The 15032-nt window shown below is 28.8% G+C and carries 20 protein-coding genes; 8 read left to right on the top strand and 12 right to left on the bottom strand.

The window, feature by feature from the left end; genetic code table 11:
* Window positions 1-2 precede the first annotated feature (2 nt).
* From hisF to hisB, 4 genes are read right to left on the bottom strand one after another with little or no spacing between them, the layout of a single operon-like run.
* The gene (hisF, locus tag AC5SL3_RS06545; protein WP_494578015.1) at window positions 3-758 is read right to left on the bottom strand and encodes an imidazole glycerol phosphate synthase subunit HisF; all 756 of its coding nucleotides are present in this window, start codon (window positions 756-758) and stop codon (window positions 3-5) included.
* Window positions 751-1470, bottom strand: coding sequence for a 1-(5-phosphoribosyl)-5-[(5-phosphoribosylamino)methylideneamino]imidazole-4-carboxamide isomerase (hisA, locus tag AC5SL3_RS06550; RefSeq protein WP_494578017.1), 720 nt, complete (start codon window positions 1468-1470; stop codon window positions 751-753). The genes hisF and hisA overlap by 8 nt, the downstream gene beginning before the upstream one ends.
* A gap of 2 nt (window positions 1471-1472) precedes the next feature.
* Entirely contained in the window at window positions 1473-2099 is a 627-nt protein-coding gene (gene hisH / locus AC5SL3_RS06555; RefSeq protein WP_494578019.1) for an imidazole glycerol phosphate synthase subunit HisH, read from the bottom strand.
* A gap of 5 nt (window positions 2100-2104) precedes the next feature.
* Window positions 2105-2695: an imidazoleglycerol-phosphate dehydratase HisB gene (gene hisB, locus AC5SL3_RS06560; RefSeq protein ID WP_494578021.1), complete on the bottom strand. Its 591-nt coding sequence runs from the start codon at window positions 2693-2695 to the stop codon at window positions 2105-2107.
* A gap of 91 nt (window positions 2696-2786) precedes the next feature.
* Between hisB and hslV the strand changes: the two genes are divergently transcribed.
* Both hslV and hslU read left to right on the top strand, forming a co-directional pair.
* Window positions 2787-3302: an ATP-dependent protease subunit HslV gene (gene hslV / locus AC5SL3_RS06565; protein WP_006997574.1), complete on the top strand. Its 516-nt coding sequence runs from the start codon at window positions 2787-2789 to the stop codon at window positions 3300-3302.
* Window positions 3302-4669, top strand: a complete 1368-nt coding sequence (hslU, locus tag AC5SL3_RS06570; RefSeq protein ID WP_494578023.1) for an ATP-dependent protease ATPase subunit HslU — start codon at window positions 3302-3304, stop codon at window positions 4667-4669. The genes hslV and hslU overlap by 1 nt, the downstream gene beginning before the upstream one ends.
* On the opposite strand, the gene AC5SL3_RS06575 is transcribed toward hslU, so the two are convergent.
* Together AC5SL3_RS06575 and AC5SL3_RS06580 are read right to left on the bottom strand one after the other, a co-directional pair.
* Complete coding sequence (locus AC5SL3_RS06575; RefSeq protein WP_494578025.1) at window positions 4659-5180, bottom strand: Smr/MutS family protein; 522 nt, start codon at window positions 5178-5180, stop codon at window positions 4659-4661. The two genes, hslU and AC5SL3_RS06575, sit on opposite strands and share 11 nt — an antisense overlap.
* Window positions 5181-5774 carry a Tim44/TimA family putative adaptor protein gene (locus AC5SL3_RS06580; protein WP_494578027.1) on the bottom strand — a complete coding sequence of 198 codons (594 nt, stop codon included), beginning with the start codon at window positions 5772-5774 and terminating at the stop codon, window positions 5181-5183.
* A gap of 58 nt (window positions 5775-5832) precedes the next feature.
* On the opposite strand from AC5SL3_RS06580, the gene AC5SL3_RS06585 reads away from it, so the two are divergent.
* Window positions 5833-6255: an FxsA family protein gene (locus tag AC5SL3_RS06585; RefSeq protein WP_494578029.1), complete on the top strand. Its 423-nt coding sequence runs from the start codon at window positions 5833-5835 to the stop codon at window positions 6253-6255.
* Window positions 6239-6661 carry a protein-export chaperone SecB gene (locus AC5SL3_RS06590; RefSeq protein ID WP_494578031.1) on the top strand — a complete coding sequence of 141 codons (423 nt, stop codon included), beginning with the start codon at window positions 6239-6241 and terminating at the stop codon, window positions 6659-6661. Before AC5SL3_RS06585 ends, AC5SL3_RS06590 begins: the two co-directional genes overlap by 17 nt.
* On the opposite strand, the gene dnaQ is transcribed toward AC5SL3_RS06590, so the two are convergent.
* From dnaQ to AC5SL3_RS06615, 5 genes are read right to left on the bottom strand one after another with little or no spacing between them, the layout of a single operon-like run.
* On the bottom strand, window positions 6654-7325 hold the full coding sequence (dnaQ, locus tag AC5SL3_RS06595; RefSeq protein WP_494578033.1) for a DNA polymerase III subunit epsilon: 672 nt from the start codon (window positions 7323-7325) through the stop codon (window positions 6654-6656). The two genes, AC5SL3_RS06590 and dnaQ, sit on opposite strands and share 8 nt — an antisense overlap.
* A gap of 1 nt (window position 7326) precedes the next feature.
* Window positions 7327-7896 carry a dephospho-CoA kinase gene (coaE, locus tag AC5SL3_RS06600; protein WP_494578034.1) on the bottom strand — a complete coding sequence of 190 codons (570 nt, stop codon included), beginning with the start codon at window positions 7894-7896 and terminating at the stop codon, window positions 7327-7329.
* Window positions 7893-8690, bottom strand: a complete 798-nt coding sequence (gene aroE / locus AC5SL3_RS06605) for a shikimate dehydrogenase (protein ID WP_494578035.1) — start codon at window positions 8688-8690, stop codon at window positions 7893-7895. Before aroE ends, coaE begins: the two co-directional genes overlap by 4 nt.
* Window positions 8687-9274 carry a Maf family protein gene (locus AC5SL3_RS06610; RefSeq protein ID WP_494578037.1) on the bottom strand — a complete coding sequence of 196 codons (588 nt, stop codon included), beginning with the start codon at window positions 9272-9274 and terminating at the stop codon, window positions 8687-8689. Before AC5SL3_RS06610 ends, aroE begins: the two co-directional genes overlap by 4 nt.
* Window positions 9267-10091: a pyruvate, water dikinase regulatory protein gene (locus AC5SL3_RS06615; protein WP_271564388.1), complete on the bottom strand. Its 825-nt coding sequence runs from the start codon at window positions 10089-10091 to the stop codon at window positions 9267-9269. Before AC5SL3_RS06615 ends, AC5SL3_RS06610 begins: the two co-directional genes overlap by 8 nt.
* 284 nt (window positions 10092-10375) lie before the next feature.
* On the opposite strand from AC5SL3_RS06615, the gene hemE reads away from it, so the two are divergent.
* The 4 genes from hemE to rho all read left to right on the top strand — a co-directional run bounded on the left by hemE (window position 10376) and on the right by rho (window position 14174).
* Window positions 10376-11377 (top strand): uroporphyrinogen decarboxylase, encoded by a 1002-nt coding sequence (gene hemE / locus AC5SL3_RS06620; RefSeq protein ID WP_494578039.1) that lies wholly within the window; start codon window positions 10376-10378, stop codon window positions 11375-11377.
* On the top strand, window positions 11378-12412 hold the full coding sequence (hemH, locus tag AC5SL3_RS06625) for a ferrochelatase (RefSeq protein WP_494578040.1): 1035 nt from the start codon (window positions 11378-11380) through the stop codon (window positions 12410-12412).
* Window positions 12405-12839: a protoporphyrinogen oxidase HemJ gene (gene hemJ / locus AC5SL3_RS06630; protein WP_494578042.1), complete on the top strand. Its 435-nt coding sequence runs from the start codon at window positions 12405-12407 to the stop codon at window positions 12837-12839. The genes hemH and hemJ overlap by 8 nt, the downstream gene beginning before the upstream one ends.
* A 66-nt stretch (window positions 12840-12905) precedes the next feature.
* Entirely contained in the window at window positions 12906-14174 is a 1269-nt protein-coding gene (gene rho / locus AC5SL3_RS06635; protein WP_006997560.1) for a transcription termination factor Rho, read from the top strand.
* Window positions 14175-14178: 4 nt separating this feature from the next.
* Here rho and AC5SL3_RS06640 read toward each other — a convergent pair whose 3' ends face one another.
* Window positions 14179-15012, bottom strand: a complete 834-nt coding sequence (locus AC5SL3_RS06640; protein ID WP_494578044.1) for a sulfotransferase domain-containing protein — start codon at window positions 15010-15012, stop codon at window positions 14179-14181.
* Window positions 15013-15032 lie beyond the last annotated feature (20 nt).

Here is a 15032-nt window from a genome sequence, read left to right on the forward strand (position 1 = left end):
CTCTAAATCCTAACGGGAATTCCTTTTGAATTCAAATATTGTTTAGCTTCATTAATTGAATGTGTTCCGTAATGAAAGATTGAAGCTGCTAGTACAGCGCTAGCATTGCCAAGCCTTATGCCATCTACAAGGTGATCCAGGTTACCTACTCCGCCAGAAGCAATCACTGGTATATTAACTGTTGAAGATATTTTAAACATTAAATCATTATCATAACCAATTTGGGTGCCATCTCTGTCCATAGAAGTAACTAATAATTCTCCTGCACCATTATCTTCCATTTTTTTTGCAAATTCTATTGCATCTATATTTGTGTTGTTTCTACCACCATGAGTAAAAACTTCCCATTTATTACCATTTTTTTTAGCATCTATTGCAACAACAATGCACTGTGATCCAAATTTTTTTGAACTTTCAATTATCATTTCAGGGTTTTGAACTGCCGCAGTATTGATTGAAACTTTATCTGCGCCACAATTTAATAATTTATTAATATCTTCAACTCCTCTAACCCCACCCCCAACCGTTAACGGCACAAAACATTTTTTAGACGTTCTTTCAACCACATCATATATTGTGTTTCTATTTTCATTGGAAGCAGTAATGTCTAAAAAACAAATCTCATCAGCACCACCATCACTATAAATTTTAGCTTGCTCAACTGGATCACCAGCATCCTTTAAATCTACAAAGTTAATTCCTTTAACAACTCTCCCATTTTTAACATCTAAACAGGGTATAATTCTATTTTTAAGCATCTAATTCTTTTACTAATTCTTCCAATTTAATATCACCATCATAAATAGCCTTACCAACTATTATTCCTTCAATATTTCTTAAACCTTTTGCTTTTTTAATGTCGTCAATTGAAGACACCCCTCCTGAAATAATTACCGGGCAATTAGATACATTTGCAATATTGGTTGTTTCTTCAAAATTAGGACTTTCTTTAGTGCCATCTCTATTTATGTCTGTATAGATTAATCTACTTGCACCATAATCGTTTACTTCTTTTAAAAAATCTAAAGTCAATTGATTAGAATTTTCCTTCCATCCTGAGACTGACAAGTATCCATCTTTAGCATCTAGACCTAAGGCAATTTTGTTTGGAAATTTTTGACATGCTTCTTTTAAAAAATTTTTATCTTTTATAGCTGCGCTTCCTAAAATAACTTTTTCAACTCCTGCATTTATATATTTTTCAATACTATCAATGCTTCTAACACCTCCACCTACTTCAATTTTTAAATCAAATTTATGAACTATTTCTTTAATAATATCCAGGTTAACTGTCTCTCCCGTTAAGGCGCCATCTAAATCAACAATGTGTAAATTTTTAAAGCCATGATCTTTGTATTTACTAGCTTGATCAACTGGTGATATTTCATATTCAGTTTTATTATTAAAGTCCCCTTTAATTAATCTTACACATTTCTTATCTTTAATATCTATAGCTGGAAATATTTTCATATTTATAAATTTAAAAAATTTTCTATAATTTTAAGTCCTAATTTATCACTCTTTTCAGGGTGAAACTGGGTTCCAAAGATGTTTTCTTTTTCAACTGAACAAACAATATTTGATGAATAATTTGTTGCTGATGAAATTACACTTTTATCATCTGGAATAAATTCGTAGCTGTGTACAAAATACATATGTGACTTATTTTCTATATCCTCAAAAATCTTACTTTTTTTAACAATATTAATTTCATTCCAACCAATGTGTGGAAGTTTGAATTTATTATTTTGATTATTAATCTTTGAAACTTTACCTGAAATCCAACCAAGTCCTTTTGTTTCAATTTCTTCATATCCAAGATCTGCAAACATCTGTAAACCAACACAAATTCCAAGAAGAGGTTTTTTATTAGTGATTGTAAACTCATTTAGTGTCTCTACTAGACCGTTTATGCTGTTTAATGCATCAACACAGCTCTTAAACGATCCCTGTCCCGGCAATACTACCTTGTCACTTGATCTAATCTTATTTAAGTCTGATGTTACCTCAATATTTACTTTATCTTTAGCGACTTCTTTAAAGGAATTTATTACAGAGCTGATATTTCCTGAGTTATAATCAACAATTGTGACATTCATTAAACTTATAATGAGCCTTTAGTTGATGGAATGCTCTTCTTATTTCTAGGGTCTATCTCTAAAGCTGTTCTTAATGACCTTGCTAGAGCCTTATAACAAGACTCAATTATATGATGACTATTATCTCCATAAATATTTTCCATGTGCAAAGTTATTCCTGCTGATTGAGAGAAAGCTTGAAACCATTCTTTAAAAAGTTCTGTGTCCATCTCTCCAAGTCTTTCTACTTTTAATTTAACTTTCCATATTAAATAAGGTCTATTTGAAACATCAATTGCAACTCTTGTTAATGTTTCATCCATTGGAATCATTGCATGAGCGTATCTTTTAATTCCTTTAAAATCTTTCAATGCTTTTTTTAAAGCTTCACCTATAGCAATTCCAGTATCTTCTGTTGTGTGGTGAAGATCTATATGAGTGTCACCTTTTGCTTTAACTTTTAAATCAATCAGTGAATGCTTTGATAATTGTTCAAGCATATGATCTAAAAAACCTATCCCGGTATCAATTTTATATTGACCTTTTCCATCAATATTAATTTCAACACTAATGCTGGTTTCTTTTGTTTTTCTGGAAACTTTTCCAATTCTGTTCATAATATATAATATGTATATAGGGATTAATTAACTATATCAATATTTGCAATCTGCTACTTGAAGAATAAGAATTAATATCCATTTATAATCTATGACTACAATAGTACTTATTAGAAAAAACAATGAAGTGGTGGTTGCAGGAGATGGCCAGGTTAGTATGGGCAATACCGTTATAAAAAGTACTGCTGCAAAAGTTAGAAAAATTGAAAAAAGAAATGTAATAGCTGGTTTTGCTGGATCAACTGCAGATGCTTTAACTTTGTTTGAAAGACTAGAAGCAAAACTTGAAAAACATGCTGGTAATCTTCCAAGAGCAGCTGTTGAGTTAGCAAAAGACTGGAGAACTGACAAATACTTGAGAAGACTTGAAGCTTTAATGGCTATTGGCGATAAAGAGAATAGCTTTATAATCTCAGGAACGGGTGATGTGTTAGAACCTGAGGGTGATGCCATAGGTATAGGATCAGGTGGAAATTATGCTTTGGCTGCTGCTAAAGTTTTATTAGATACAGATTTGAGTGCTGAAGAGGTTGCTAAAAAAGCAATTCAAGTTGCATCTGAAATTTGTGTATTCACTAATAATAATATTAAAATTGAAAAAATTTAATGGAAGACACAAACGTTACACCTTTCCCAAAAGAAAAAACTGAAAAGAAAGATAACTCTTTAGTCAGTTCTTTATCACCTAGAGAAATAGTTTCTGAATTAGACAGGTATGTTGTTGGACAAAATAAAGCTAAAAAGGCAGTGGCTATTGCTTTAAGAAATAGGTGGAGAAGACAAGCTTTAAAAGGTGAAATGAAGAATGAAGTTTTACCTAAAAATATTTTAATGATTGGGCCAACTGGAGTTGGTAAGACAGAAATTTCTAGAAGACTATCTAAGTTAGCTGAAGCTCCTTTTGTAAAGGTGGAGGCTACAAGATTTACTGAAGTTGGATATGTTGGAAGAGATGTTGAACAAATCATAAGAGATCTTCTTGAAATTGCAATTGCAATGGAGAAAGTAAAAAAAAGAAAAGAAGTTCATACGAAGGCACAAAAATTAGCAGAAGAAAAAGTTTTGGATGCTCTAGTTGGAAATAAAGCAAGTCTTGCTACTAGAGAAAGTTTTAGAAAAAGATTAAGAAATGGTGATTTAGATGACAACGAAATTGAAATTGAAGTAAATAATAGTGGCTCTCAAGCTGCATTTGAAATTCCTGGAATGCCTGGAGCAAACATTGGAATGATAAATATTGGAGAGATGATGGGAAAATCTGTTGGTAATAAACAGAAAAAGAAGAAAATGACTGTCAAAGAATCTCATGAAATTTTAATTAATGATGAAGCTGACAAGCTAATAGAAGATGATAAAATTATAAAATCAGCAAAAGATTCAACAGAAAATAATGGGATAGTTTTTTTAGATGAAATAGATAAAATTTCAGGAAGAACAGATAGATCTGGTGGAGATGTTTCTAGAGAAGGAGTACAAAGGGATTTACTTCCTCTAATTGAAGGAACAACAGTAAGTACAAAGTACGGTACAATTAAAACTGATCATATCTTATTTATTGCATCTGGAGCCTTCCAGCTTGCTAAACCTTCAGACTTACTTCCAGAATTACAAGGTAGACTGCCAATAAGAGTTGAACTTGAAGCTTTAACCAGTGATGACTTTAAAAGAATTCTTAAAGAACCAGACTATAGTTTGATAAAACAATATGTTGCTCTTTTAAAAACAGAAAACGTTGAGCTAGAATTTTCTGATGATGGTATCGATGCAATTGCCAATATAGCTTCGGAAGTTAATAACACTGTAGAAAATATTGGTGCTAGAAGACTTCATACTATTATAGAAAGAATATTAGATGATATTAGTTTTACTGCAACAGATAGGGCTGGTGAAAAAATTATAATAGATTCTAATTATGTAAAACAAAATCTAGATGAGCTTGTTAAGGATACAGATTTATCTAAATTTATTCTTTAAATTTGTTTTTATTTTTAAGATAAATATAAAAAGCTCCACTACCACCATCTTCAATTTTAGCATCTGTTGTTTCAATAATAAATTGAGTTAAACTTTTATTTTTTTCAATAAACTCTGGAACTGAATACTTTAGTATGCTCAAATCTTTTGAGAGATAAGGGTTTTCTATATTTTTAGATCTTAGTCCTTTGCCTGTAATCACTATTATTTTAGTAACATTTTCATCAAAACATTTTTGAATAAATTGTTCTGTGGCCTTATTTGCTTCTTCAATAGTGTAACCATGCAGATCTATTTTCTTTATCTTTTCATATCTTATATTTTTTTTAAGAATAAAATCTTTATTGGGAATTTTCTCTTTAGTGTTTAAAAAGTTTTCCCAGTCCTGTTTATTTTTGTCTGGGTTATTTATATCTTTTTGTTTTACTGAATTTTTATTAAGAATTTTTTTTTTATTGCTTAGGAAATTTTCCCAATCTTCTTTATCTTTGTCTGTTATCTTCTTAATCAATTAGGTAATAGTATTAATTAATAACCAATTTGGATTTGATGATTTAATGTCTTTTGAAAAAACCCAAGTATCATAAACAGTTTTTATTTTCTCACTATCCCCTGATACAATATTTTTATCTTTATCTTTTATACATGTTATAATTTCACTAACAAAATCTACCGTAACTTCTAAGCTATCTTCAATTTTTTTATGCGTTTTAATTACAGCTGACTTAATCCCTATAAAAGTTATTTCAGCAAAATGACCTTTGTTAGCTCTATCTTCAAGCGCCTCTTTAAACTGATCATAAATTTTTTTACTTAAAAGCGGTTTACTTGCTATCAGCTTATTATCACTATCACTAAAATCTGTAATAATTGTTTCATAAGCAATTTTTGCACCTTTTAAAAATTCTTTTTGTGACGCTTCATCAAAATTTTCACTAATTGGTTTTGGAGTTATGTTTGTTTTTTGAAATTCCTTTTCAAATTGTGATGGAATTTTCCCTTCGAAACCAGTTTTTTTACCAAGTATTCCTCTTAGACGAAGAAAAATAAAACCAGCAATCATTGCTAAAAGAATAATATCAATGTACTCAAAACTATAACTCATAATTTAATAATATTTACTATGTTGATTAATTACAACTAGCAATTTAGACTAAGGACAAATGAACACATTTTTATTATTATTAGTTGGTATTCCGATCGTTGAGATTTATTTGTTTATCAAGCTGGGTTCTCAAATTGGAGCTTTTAACACCATTTTACTTATCTTTATTACGGCTTTTTTTGGGGTTGTCTACGCCAGATATGAGGGCTTTAACACTCTTAAGTCTGGAATGTCTCAAATGGTAAAAAATGAATTGCCAGTTTATGAAATTATTTCTGGTGCAGCTTTAGCGTTTGCAGCATTACTTTTGATTTTACCTGGTTTTGCTACAGACTTCTTGGGTTTATTAATAATATTTCCACCAACAAGAAAATTGATATTTAAAAAAGTATCAATTAAACAAAAGCCCATAAATAAAAAACAAGATTTTATTAATGGTGAATTTGAAGATATAGATGATGAAAATGACAGAAAACTTTAAAATATTAGCTGAGTTTGTAAAAGATATTTCAAGCGAAACAGCTGACATTGAAACTTATATTTTTGTTAAAGAGCAAATTTCAAAATACCACCTCAACATTGAAATAAATTCCAAACCATTAAAAAATAAAATGATAGAAGTTAACACTACTTTAAAATTCAATGATAAAGAATTAAGTGAAAAAAAATCTTATTTCGAAATAATTTACACTTCTATCGTTAAAATTGATGATGCTATAAATGATAAAAAAGATTTAGAAAAAATTATATTATGCGATGTTCAAAATAAAATTTACCCCAATCTGGAAAAGGCATTTCTAAATTTAATTCATAATTCTGGATTTCCAGAAGTAACCATAGATAAAAAAATAGATTTCACAGAGCTATACAAACAAAGAGCTAATTAAAAAAATTTTTCTTCAAACTGCTTTTTAGATATTCTTTATGTAACTTAAGCTCTTCCTCAGTTGGCTTAATAACTTTTTTATAATACTGATTAACACTGTTTGCATTTATTATCATTTTTTCATTATCTTCATTTTTAAAATTTAATGTGGGCTCTTTTTGGTCTAATAAATTAATATAAACTTTGGCTAATAAATCACAGTCTATAAGAGCGGTATGTTGTGTTCTTTTTGAATTATCTACTCTGTATCTTTTGCACAATGCATCAAGGCTTATAGGAGAGCCTGGAAATTTATCCCTAGCTAAAGCAAGTGTGTCTACAACATTTTTACTGTCTAATTTTTCCTTACCTAGTAATGCTAATTCGTTATTTAAGTGAGATAAATCAAATTCGGCATTATGTATTACAAGTCTCTTATTTTCTATGAAACCCAAAAACTCATCCACTATATCTCCAAACTTTTTGTGAGTAGATAAAAATTCATCTGTATAACCATGAACTTCTAGGGCTTTTTCAGAAACTTTTCTTTCAGGATTAAGATAGCAGTGAAATCTATTTTTGGTTGGTATCAAATTTTCTAACTCGATACATCCAATTTCTACAATTCTATGTCCATCTCTAACAGATAGTCCTGTTGTTTCAGTGTCTAGTATCACTTCTTTCATTTTATATAATTTCTTTTAGTATTTTTTTTACACTTTTCTTAACAAGCTTATTGGTAAAATTATTTTTAATAACATGATTGGCTTTTTTCTTTTTATAACTTAGTGGTAACTGTATTTTTTTAAATTGATTATATAAATTTAAATTAAAATTGTCTCTTTTTTTTAATCTTTTTATAATTTCACTTTTTTTTGACTGAACAAAAACTATTATATCTGTTTTTTGGTTTAATTTATTTTCTAATAAAAGAGGAATATCTAAAATTATAGCTTTTCTTTTTTTATTTTTTTTTAAAAAGATAGTTAATTTCTTTCTAACTTCTGGATGAATAATTTTAGTAATTTTTTTTAAATTTTTTTCACTGTCCTCTATTGCTTTTATAATTTGTATTTTGTTTGCTGGAAATACTGAAAAATATTTAGGTAAATATTTTTTTAATTTTCTAAAACAATTTTTGTTTTTTTTATATATGCTTGCTACTTCTTGATCTGCATTAAAAACTGGATAACCAAAAAGTTTAGCAATATGACTTTTTCCAGAACCAATATCTCCTACAACAGCAATTTTAATCATACATCTAAAAGATTAATTGTTTCATTGTCTACTTCTGGAACAACTTTATGCCAGATAAAAAAGGCTTTTTGAGCCTGATAAACAAACATCATTTTACCATTTTTTGTTATACCGCCATACTTTTTTGCATTTTTTAAAAAGTTTGTTTCTGGTGGATTATAAATTACATCATAAAAAAATTTATCTTTGCTTATTTGTTGATAATTAATATTAATTTCATCTTCTTTTTTTAATCCAATGCTTGTTGCGTTTATGATTATATCAAAATCTAAAGTTTCTCCCCATTTAATTAATTCTATTTCTGGAAAATTTTCTTTTAGTACTTTTGCTTTTAATTCTGTTCGATTACTTAAATAAATTTTTTCAATTTGCATTTTTTTAAGCGCAATAATAATTGAGGGAACAACCCCACCCGCCCCAAGTATTAGAGCTTTTTTATTTTTAGTTCCTTGTTCTGTTTTTTCTAAACTAAGTTTAAAACCTTCAATATCAGTATTGTCACCTAAAATTTTATCATTTTTTTTATAGATTGTGTTCACTGATTGAGAAATTTTTGCTTCTTCACTTAATTCATCTAAAAAAGGTATAACCGTTTTTTTAAATGGTACTGTTACATTTATTCCGTGAAGTTTTTCTTCTCTCATATTAAAAATTAAATCTTTTATCTCATTATTATTTAAAAGCTTTTTTTCATAGGTTGCATTAACTTTATATTTTTTTATCCAATAGTTATGTAGTTTTGGTGACAAGCTATGATTAATTGGATTTCCTATAACTAAAAAGGTTTTTTTCATTTTATAATTTTAAGATATTCTTTAATTTTTTTGACTGGAAGACCCATGATTGTATCTTCATCTCCTTCTATCTTTGAAAATAAATTTCTTCCTTCTCCTTCAATTTGATAAACATTGTAAGCATAGAGATCCTTATCAGAAATTTTTTTCAAGTATTTCTCTAGTTCTGAAAAAGTCATATTTTTCATGGTTAATGAAGCTTTATCGGTGTAATTCCATATCATCGATCCACCCCTTGATATACAAACTGAACTTATCAATTGATGAGTTTTTCCATTCATCCTTTTAAGTATTTCTAGGGCCTCTACTCTATCGTTTGGCTTTGATATTATTTCACCTTCTAAATCTATTACACTATCTGCTCCAAGAACTATTTCTTCTATAAATTTTTGGCTAATTTTATTAGCTTTTAATTCTGCTAAGTTTTTTGAAATAATTGTTGGAGTTGCTTTTTCTTTTAACAAACTTTCTTTAACGCTATCCTCATCCGCATTGGATGGCTCCACCCTAAATTGAATATTATTTTCTTCTAAAATTTTTTTTCTCACACCACTTTTAGATGCAAGTATTATTTCTTTAACCATTATTTTTTTTTATTTCATATATTTTAATTATTGATGCTGCAGTTTCTTCTACTGATTTTCTAGTAACATCAATTGTTGGCCATTTATATTTGGTAAATGTTTTTTTAGCTTCGTTAATTTCTTTTTCAATCTTGCTAATATTTGTATAATTTGTGTTTTCTTTTTCTTTAAGCGCATTCATCCTATTTTTTCTGATATCAACTAATCTCTGAGGTTCTGTTGTTAGGCCAACTACACAAGAAAGATTGGGATTCTTTTTTAAGCTTTCTGGTATTGATTGCTCATTTACCAAAGGAATATTTAAAGTTTTATAACCTCTGTTAGCAAGATAAATTGATGTTGGCGTTTTACTTGTTCTGCTTACTCCCAATAATATTAAATCTGCTTTATCTACATCTTCAACAAGGTTCCCATCATCATGGGCCATGGTAAATTGGATGGCCTCTATTCTTTCATAATACTCTTCATTTAAAGCATGTTGCCCGCTTGGAACGTGAGATGCTTTTTGATTTAAAAGTTTGGAGAAGTTCATAATTAAATTTCCCAAAACACTGAAGCACGGAATCTTTTTTTCATTCCCCTTATTTGCTAAAAATTTTGCAAGTGAAGTATCAACAATTGTATATAAAATTATTGAATTATCGTTTTTTTTTGCCTCATCCATTATTTTAGAAACTTGATTTTCCGTTCTTGTAAAAAAATAAGACTTAACATCATATTCTATGTTTTTGAATTGAGCTTTAATCGCTAGAAAAACTCTATCTAGAGTTTCACCTGTGGAGTCAGAAATAAGGTATATTTGATATGTATTACTCATGAATAAAATGTTGGTAATTAAGTATTATTTTTATCATTTTTGAAAATAATCTTTTTTGTTATTTTTCTCTGTAAAAACTTACTTTTATAAACATAAATAAACATGTTAATTATTAATATACATTTTATCTAATAATATTAAATAAACCCTTAGATTTAAAATTATATAACAGTTCTATAAATTATTAATTGTTGATAAATCGTGTATAAAAACTGAAAAACAATTAATTACCATTATTCACATACTATATAACTAATACTATAATTAAATATTTACTTATTATTATGACACCCATCCAAGAAACCATAATAAACAAAAAAACTAATAATTCTCCAATATGGTTAATGAGACAAGCAGGTAGATATTTACCAGAGTTTAGAGAAATTAGAAAATTAAATCCAGATTTTATAAATTTATGTTTAAATGAAAACCTATCTTCAGAAATAACCTTACAACCTCTTAAAAGATTCGATCTAGATGCTGCTATAATTTTTTCAGATATTTTAATGATTCCATATGGATTAAACCAAGAGGTAAAATTTGAAAAAAATTTTGGTCCAAAACTGGGTTCATTAGATTTAAAAAAAATATCTAAGATTGATGAAATTGATTTTATAGAAAAATTATATCCAGTTTATAAATCAATCAAAAAAGTTAGTGAAGACAATTTAATAAAAAATAAAAATTTAATAGGATTTGTGGGTGCACCATGGACACTGTTAGTTTATATGATTAATAAACATTCCCCAAAAAAAGAATTAGTAAAAGATTTTTTTAAAGATGAATTTTTAATAAATAGAATTTTAATAATTTTAGAAAAATTTTTGAAATTACATATTGACCAACAAATTAAAAATGGTGCTACAGTAATTCAAATTTTTGACAGTTGGGCTGGTCTCTTAGAAGAAAAAGACCTACCAAACTATGTGTATGTGCCAACACTAAATTTAGTGAATTATATTAAATCATTAAATATTCCTGTAATTTGTTTTCCAAGAGGAATAAAAAATTATAAAAATTATTGTGATATTGTTAAACCTGATGCAGTTAATATTGACTATGATGTTGATCCTGTTTCAATATGTAGAGAAATAAAAATACCAGTTCAAGGAGGTCTTGATCCTAAAGTTTTATTAACGGATAAAGAAAATTTGAAAAAAGAGACTTTGAAGTATTTAAACACCTTTAAAGATCATCCCTATATATTTAATTTGGGTCATGGGGTGTTGCCTGAAACCAATCCAGATATGGTAGAGTATTTGGTTAAAACAGTGAAAGATTATTAAATGAAAAAAGCAGTAATTTTATTTAACCTTGGTGGTCCTGATAAAATTGAAAATGTAGAGCCGTTTTTATTTAACTTATTTAATGATCCTGCAATTTTAAATTTACCAACTATATTAAGATACCCTTTGGCAAAACTGATATCTAACAGAAGAGCACCCGTTGCTAAAAAGATCTATGAAGAGCTTGGTGGTTCCTCACCGATACTAAAATTAACCAAAGAACAATCAGAAGCACTTGAAACAAAATTAAACCAAACCGAAACCGATAATGAATATAAATGTTTTATTGTAATGAGGTGTTGGAACCCTAGAGCAAATGATGTGATCAAAGATGTTCAATTATTTAATCCCGAAGAAGTTATTTTAATGCCCCTTTATCCACAATATTCTGCCGCAACCTCCGGGTCTTCAATTAAAGAATGGAAAGATGTCTGTAAAAAAAATAACTACAAAGTTAAAACAAGCACAATTTGTTGTTACCCTACAGATCAAAATTTTATCAACGCTCACACAAAAGAAATAGTAAAAAAAATTAAGGATCTTAAAAATATTAAACTAATATTTTCTGCTCATGGCCTGCCAGAAAAAAACATTAAAAAAGGAGATCCATATCAATGGCAAGTAGAACAATCTGTTAAAAAAATAGTTGAGAATTTGAACATTGAGAACTTGGATTGGATATTAAGTTATCAAAGTAGAGTTGGTCCACTGAAATGGATAGGACCATCCACAGAAGATATAATTGTTGAAAATTCTAAACTTGGCAAGCACATTGTTTTAGTCCCTATCGCATTTGTTTCTGAACACTCAGAAACATTGGTTGAACTAGATATAGAATATAAGGAGATAGCAGATGCTAATGGATGCAAAAATTATACACGTGTTCCAGCTCTTGGCACTAATGAGGATTTTATTAAAGCAATGTCGGAATTAATAATAAAAAAAAATGAATATAAATTAAATGAAAATCTTTATCCTCCAAAAATTCAGTGTCCTTCAAATTTCAAAAAGTGTCCTTGTTTAAATTATGAATAGTTATTTACTGTTTAAAAGTCTTCATCTGATAGCTGTAATTTCTTGGATGGCTGGCCTTTTATATCTTCCAAGAATTTTTGTTTACCATGTTGAAAATATTGATCATAAAATTTCATCCTCAATATTTAAAATAATGGAAAGAAAATTATTTTATTTCATCATGATGCCAGCAATGATTTTATCTTGGATCTTTGGATTAATATTAATCTCAGTTATTGGACTTGAGACCATCTTAACGCTTTGGTTAAAACTAAAATTAATATTAATAACTTTTTTGACAATTTATCATTTCTATTTAGGTAAATTGCTCAATGATTTTAAACTAGATCAAAATACTAAATCCTCTAAATTTTTTAGAATAATTAATGAAGTGCCAACAATATTGCTTATTTTGGTTGTTTTTATTGTTATATTTAAACCGATCTAGACTTGAAATACTCGTTAGAGCATATATATTCAAACCACCCAATAACCTAAATCACAATCCCTCAACATGAATATTCAAGAACTAAAACTAAAATCATCTGAACAATTAATAGCTCAAGCAGAAAAGCTGGGGATTGAAAATGCTAGCACACTTAGAAAACAAGAAATTTTATTTGCGATACTAAAAAAAGTTGCAGAAAAAGAGGAGATAACCGGAGCTGGTGTTTTACAATTATTACAAGATGGATTTGGTTTTTTAAGAGCAATGGAATCAAACTATTTAGCTGGACCAGACGACATCTATGTTAGTCCAAGTCAAATTAGAAAATTTGGTTTAAGAACAGGAGACACAGTCGAGGGTCCTGTTAGAGCGCCTAAAGAGGGAGAAAGATATTTTGCATTATTACAAGTAGAAAAAATAAATTTTGAAGAACCAGAAAAAGCTCGTCACAAAATTGCATTTGACAATTTAACTCCACTCTACCCAAACAAACAAATGGTGATGGAGGTTGAGACAACCAAGATTGAAAAAAAACCAGACTTAACTCCAAGATTAATTGACCTTGTGAGTCCAATTGGGAAAGGTCAAAGATCAATAATTATATCTCCTCCTAAAGCGGGTAAGACAATGATTTTACAAAGTATTGCAAACTCAATTGCAAAAAACTATCCAGAAAGTTACTTGATGGTTTTATTGATTGATGAAAGACCAGAAGAAGTAACGGATATGAAAAGAACGGTTAAGGGTGAGGTTATCAGTTCTACTTTTGATGAGCCTGCATCAAGACACGTTGCTGTAGCTGAAATGGTAATTGAAAAAGCAAAAAGATTAACCGAGCACAAAAAAGACGTAGTAATTTTATTAGACTCAATAACAAGATTGGGTAGAGCCTATAATGCTGTGATACCAAGTTCTGGAAAAGTATTAACGGGTGGTGTTGATGCAAATGCATTACAAAGACCCAAAAGATTTTTTGGTGCTGCAAGAAATATTGAAGAAGGCGGATCTTTAACAATCATCTCAACTGCACTAATTGATACAGGATCAAGAATGGACGAAGTTATTTTCGAAGAATTTAAAGGAACGGGAAATAGTGAAACAGTTCTTGATAGAAAGATTGCCGAGAGAAGAATTTATCCTGCAATTGATATAACAAAATCTGGTACAAGAAGAGAAGAATTACTTTTTGATAAAGATGACCTCTCAAAAATGAATGTGCTAAGAAGAATTATTAGTCCAATGGGAACAATGGATGCTATTGAATTTATTAATTCAAAACTTAAAGAAACAAAAAGTAATGCAGATTTCTTTAGCTCAATGAATAAACCAGCTTAGTAAACTATATATAACCCAACTGAGTCATTTCTTTTTTGAATTCAGTTTCGATATTTCTAACTGTTTCCGCATTTAATCTGTCCTTCCAATTACCAACAAGACCCTTGTTAAAAAACAATATTCTTTTACCATCTTTAGCTTTGACGCTTTCTTGAAAACCCCGTTGCTTTTCTACTGATGACATATCCCTAAAAGAAGTTGACTCTAAACAATTATTTAAACGATCTTCGCTTACGTTTAGTGGAAAAAAATTATTTAGAAAATTTATAATTCTTAAAGTAGTTTCTTTTTTTTTAAGGACCAAATCTTCGTATTTAACTAATAGAATATTTTTTTTAAAACTAAGCCAGCTGTTATAATTGTCCGACCAAGAACCCAAAAAAGTCGTTATTTCATTATCAATATTTTTTCTTGCAATTGTTTGAGCATACTTGTTAAATAAGATATCTTTAGTCTCCTCGATAGACAAATCAAAGTGTTTTGAAGCGCTACAAAGAACATCTCTAGGGTCTCTTACTATATAAATTGCACCAGCTGTAAGTTTTGTATTAGTAAACAAGTTATTATAAACACTACAATTTGCGTTATGTGTTTTGAGCAACTTAAATTTTCCATTTTTTAATAATCTTCTTTGAGCCCCTATCCAGTGTTTACTGACCTCTTTGACATCAATTCTTTCTGTAGTTAAATTCTCAAAAAATCTTTTTTGTGAAAAGTTTGGAATAAGACTTAGGTGTTTCACGTCTAAAACTCCATTTTCAGAGGCTATAAGAGAGCACAAGATTGATCGCAGCAATGTGTTTCCACTTTTCGGGTATGAAGCAATCCATATAATCATGATTTTAACTATTTATAACA

This window comes from Candidatus Pelagibacter sp. PS_34, assembly GCF_059417845.1.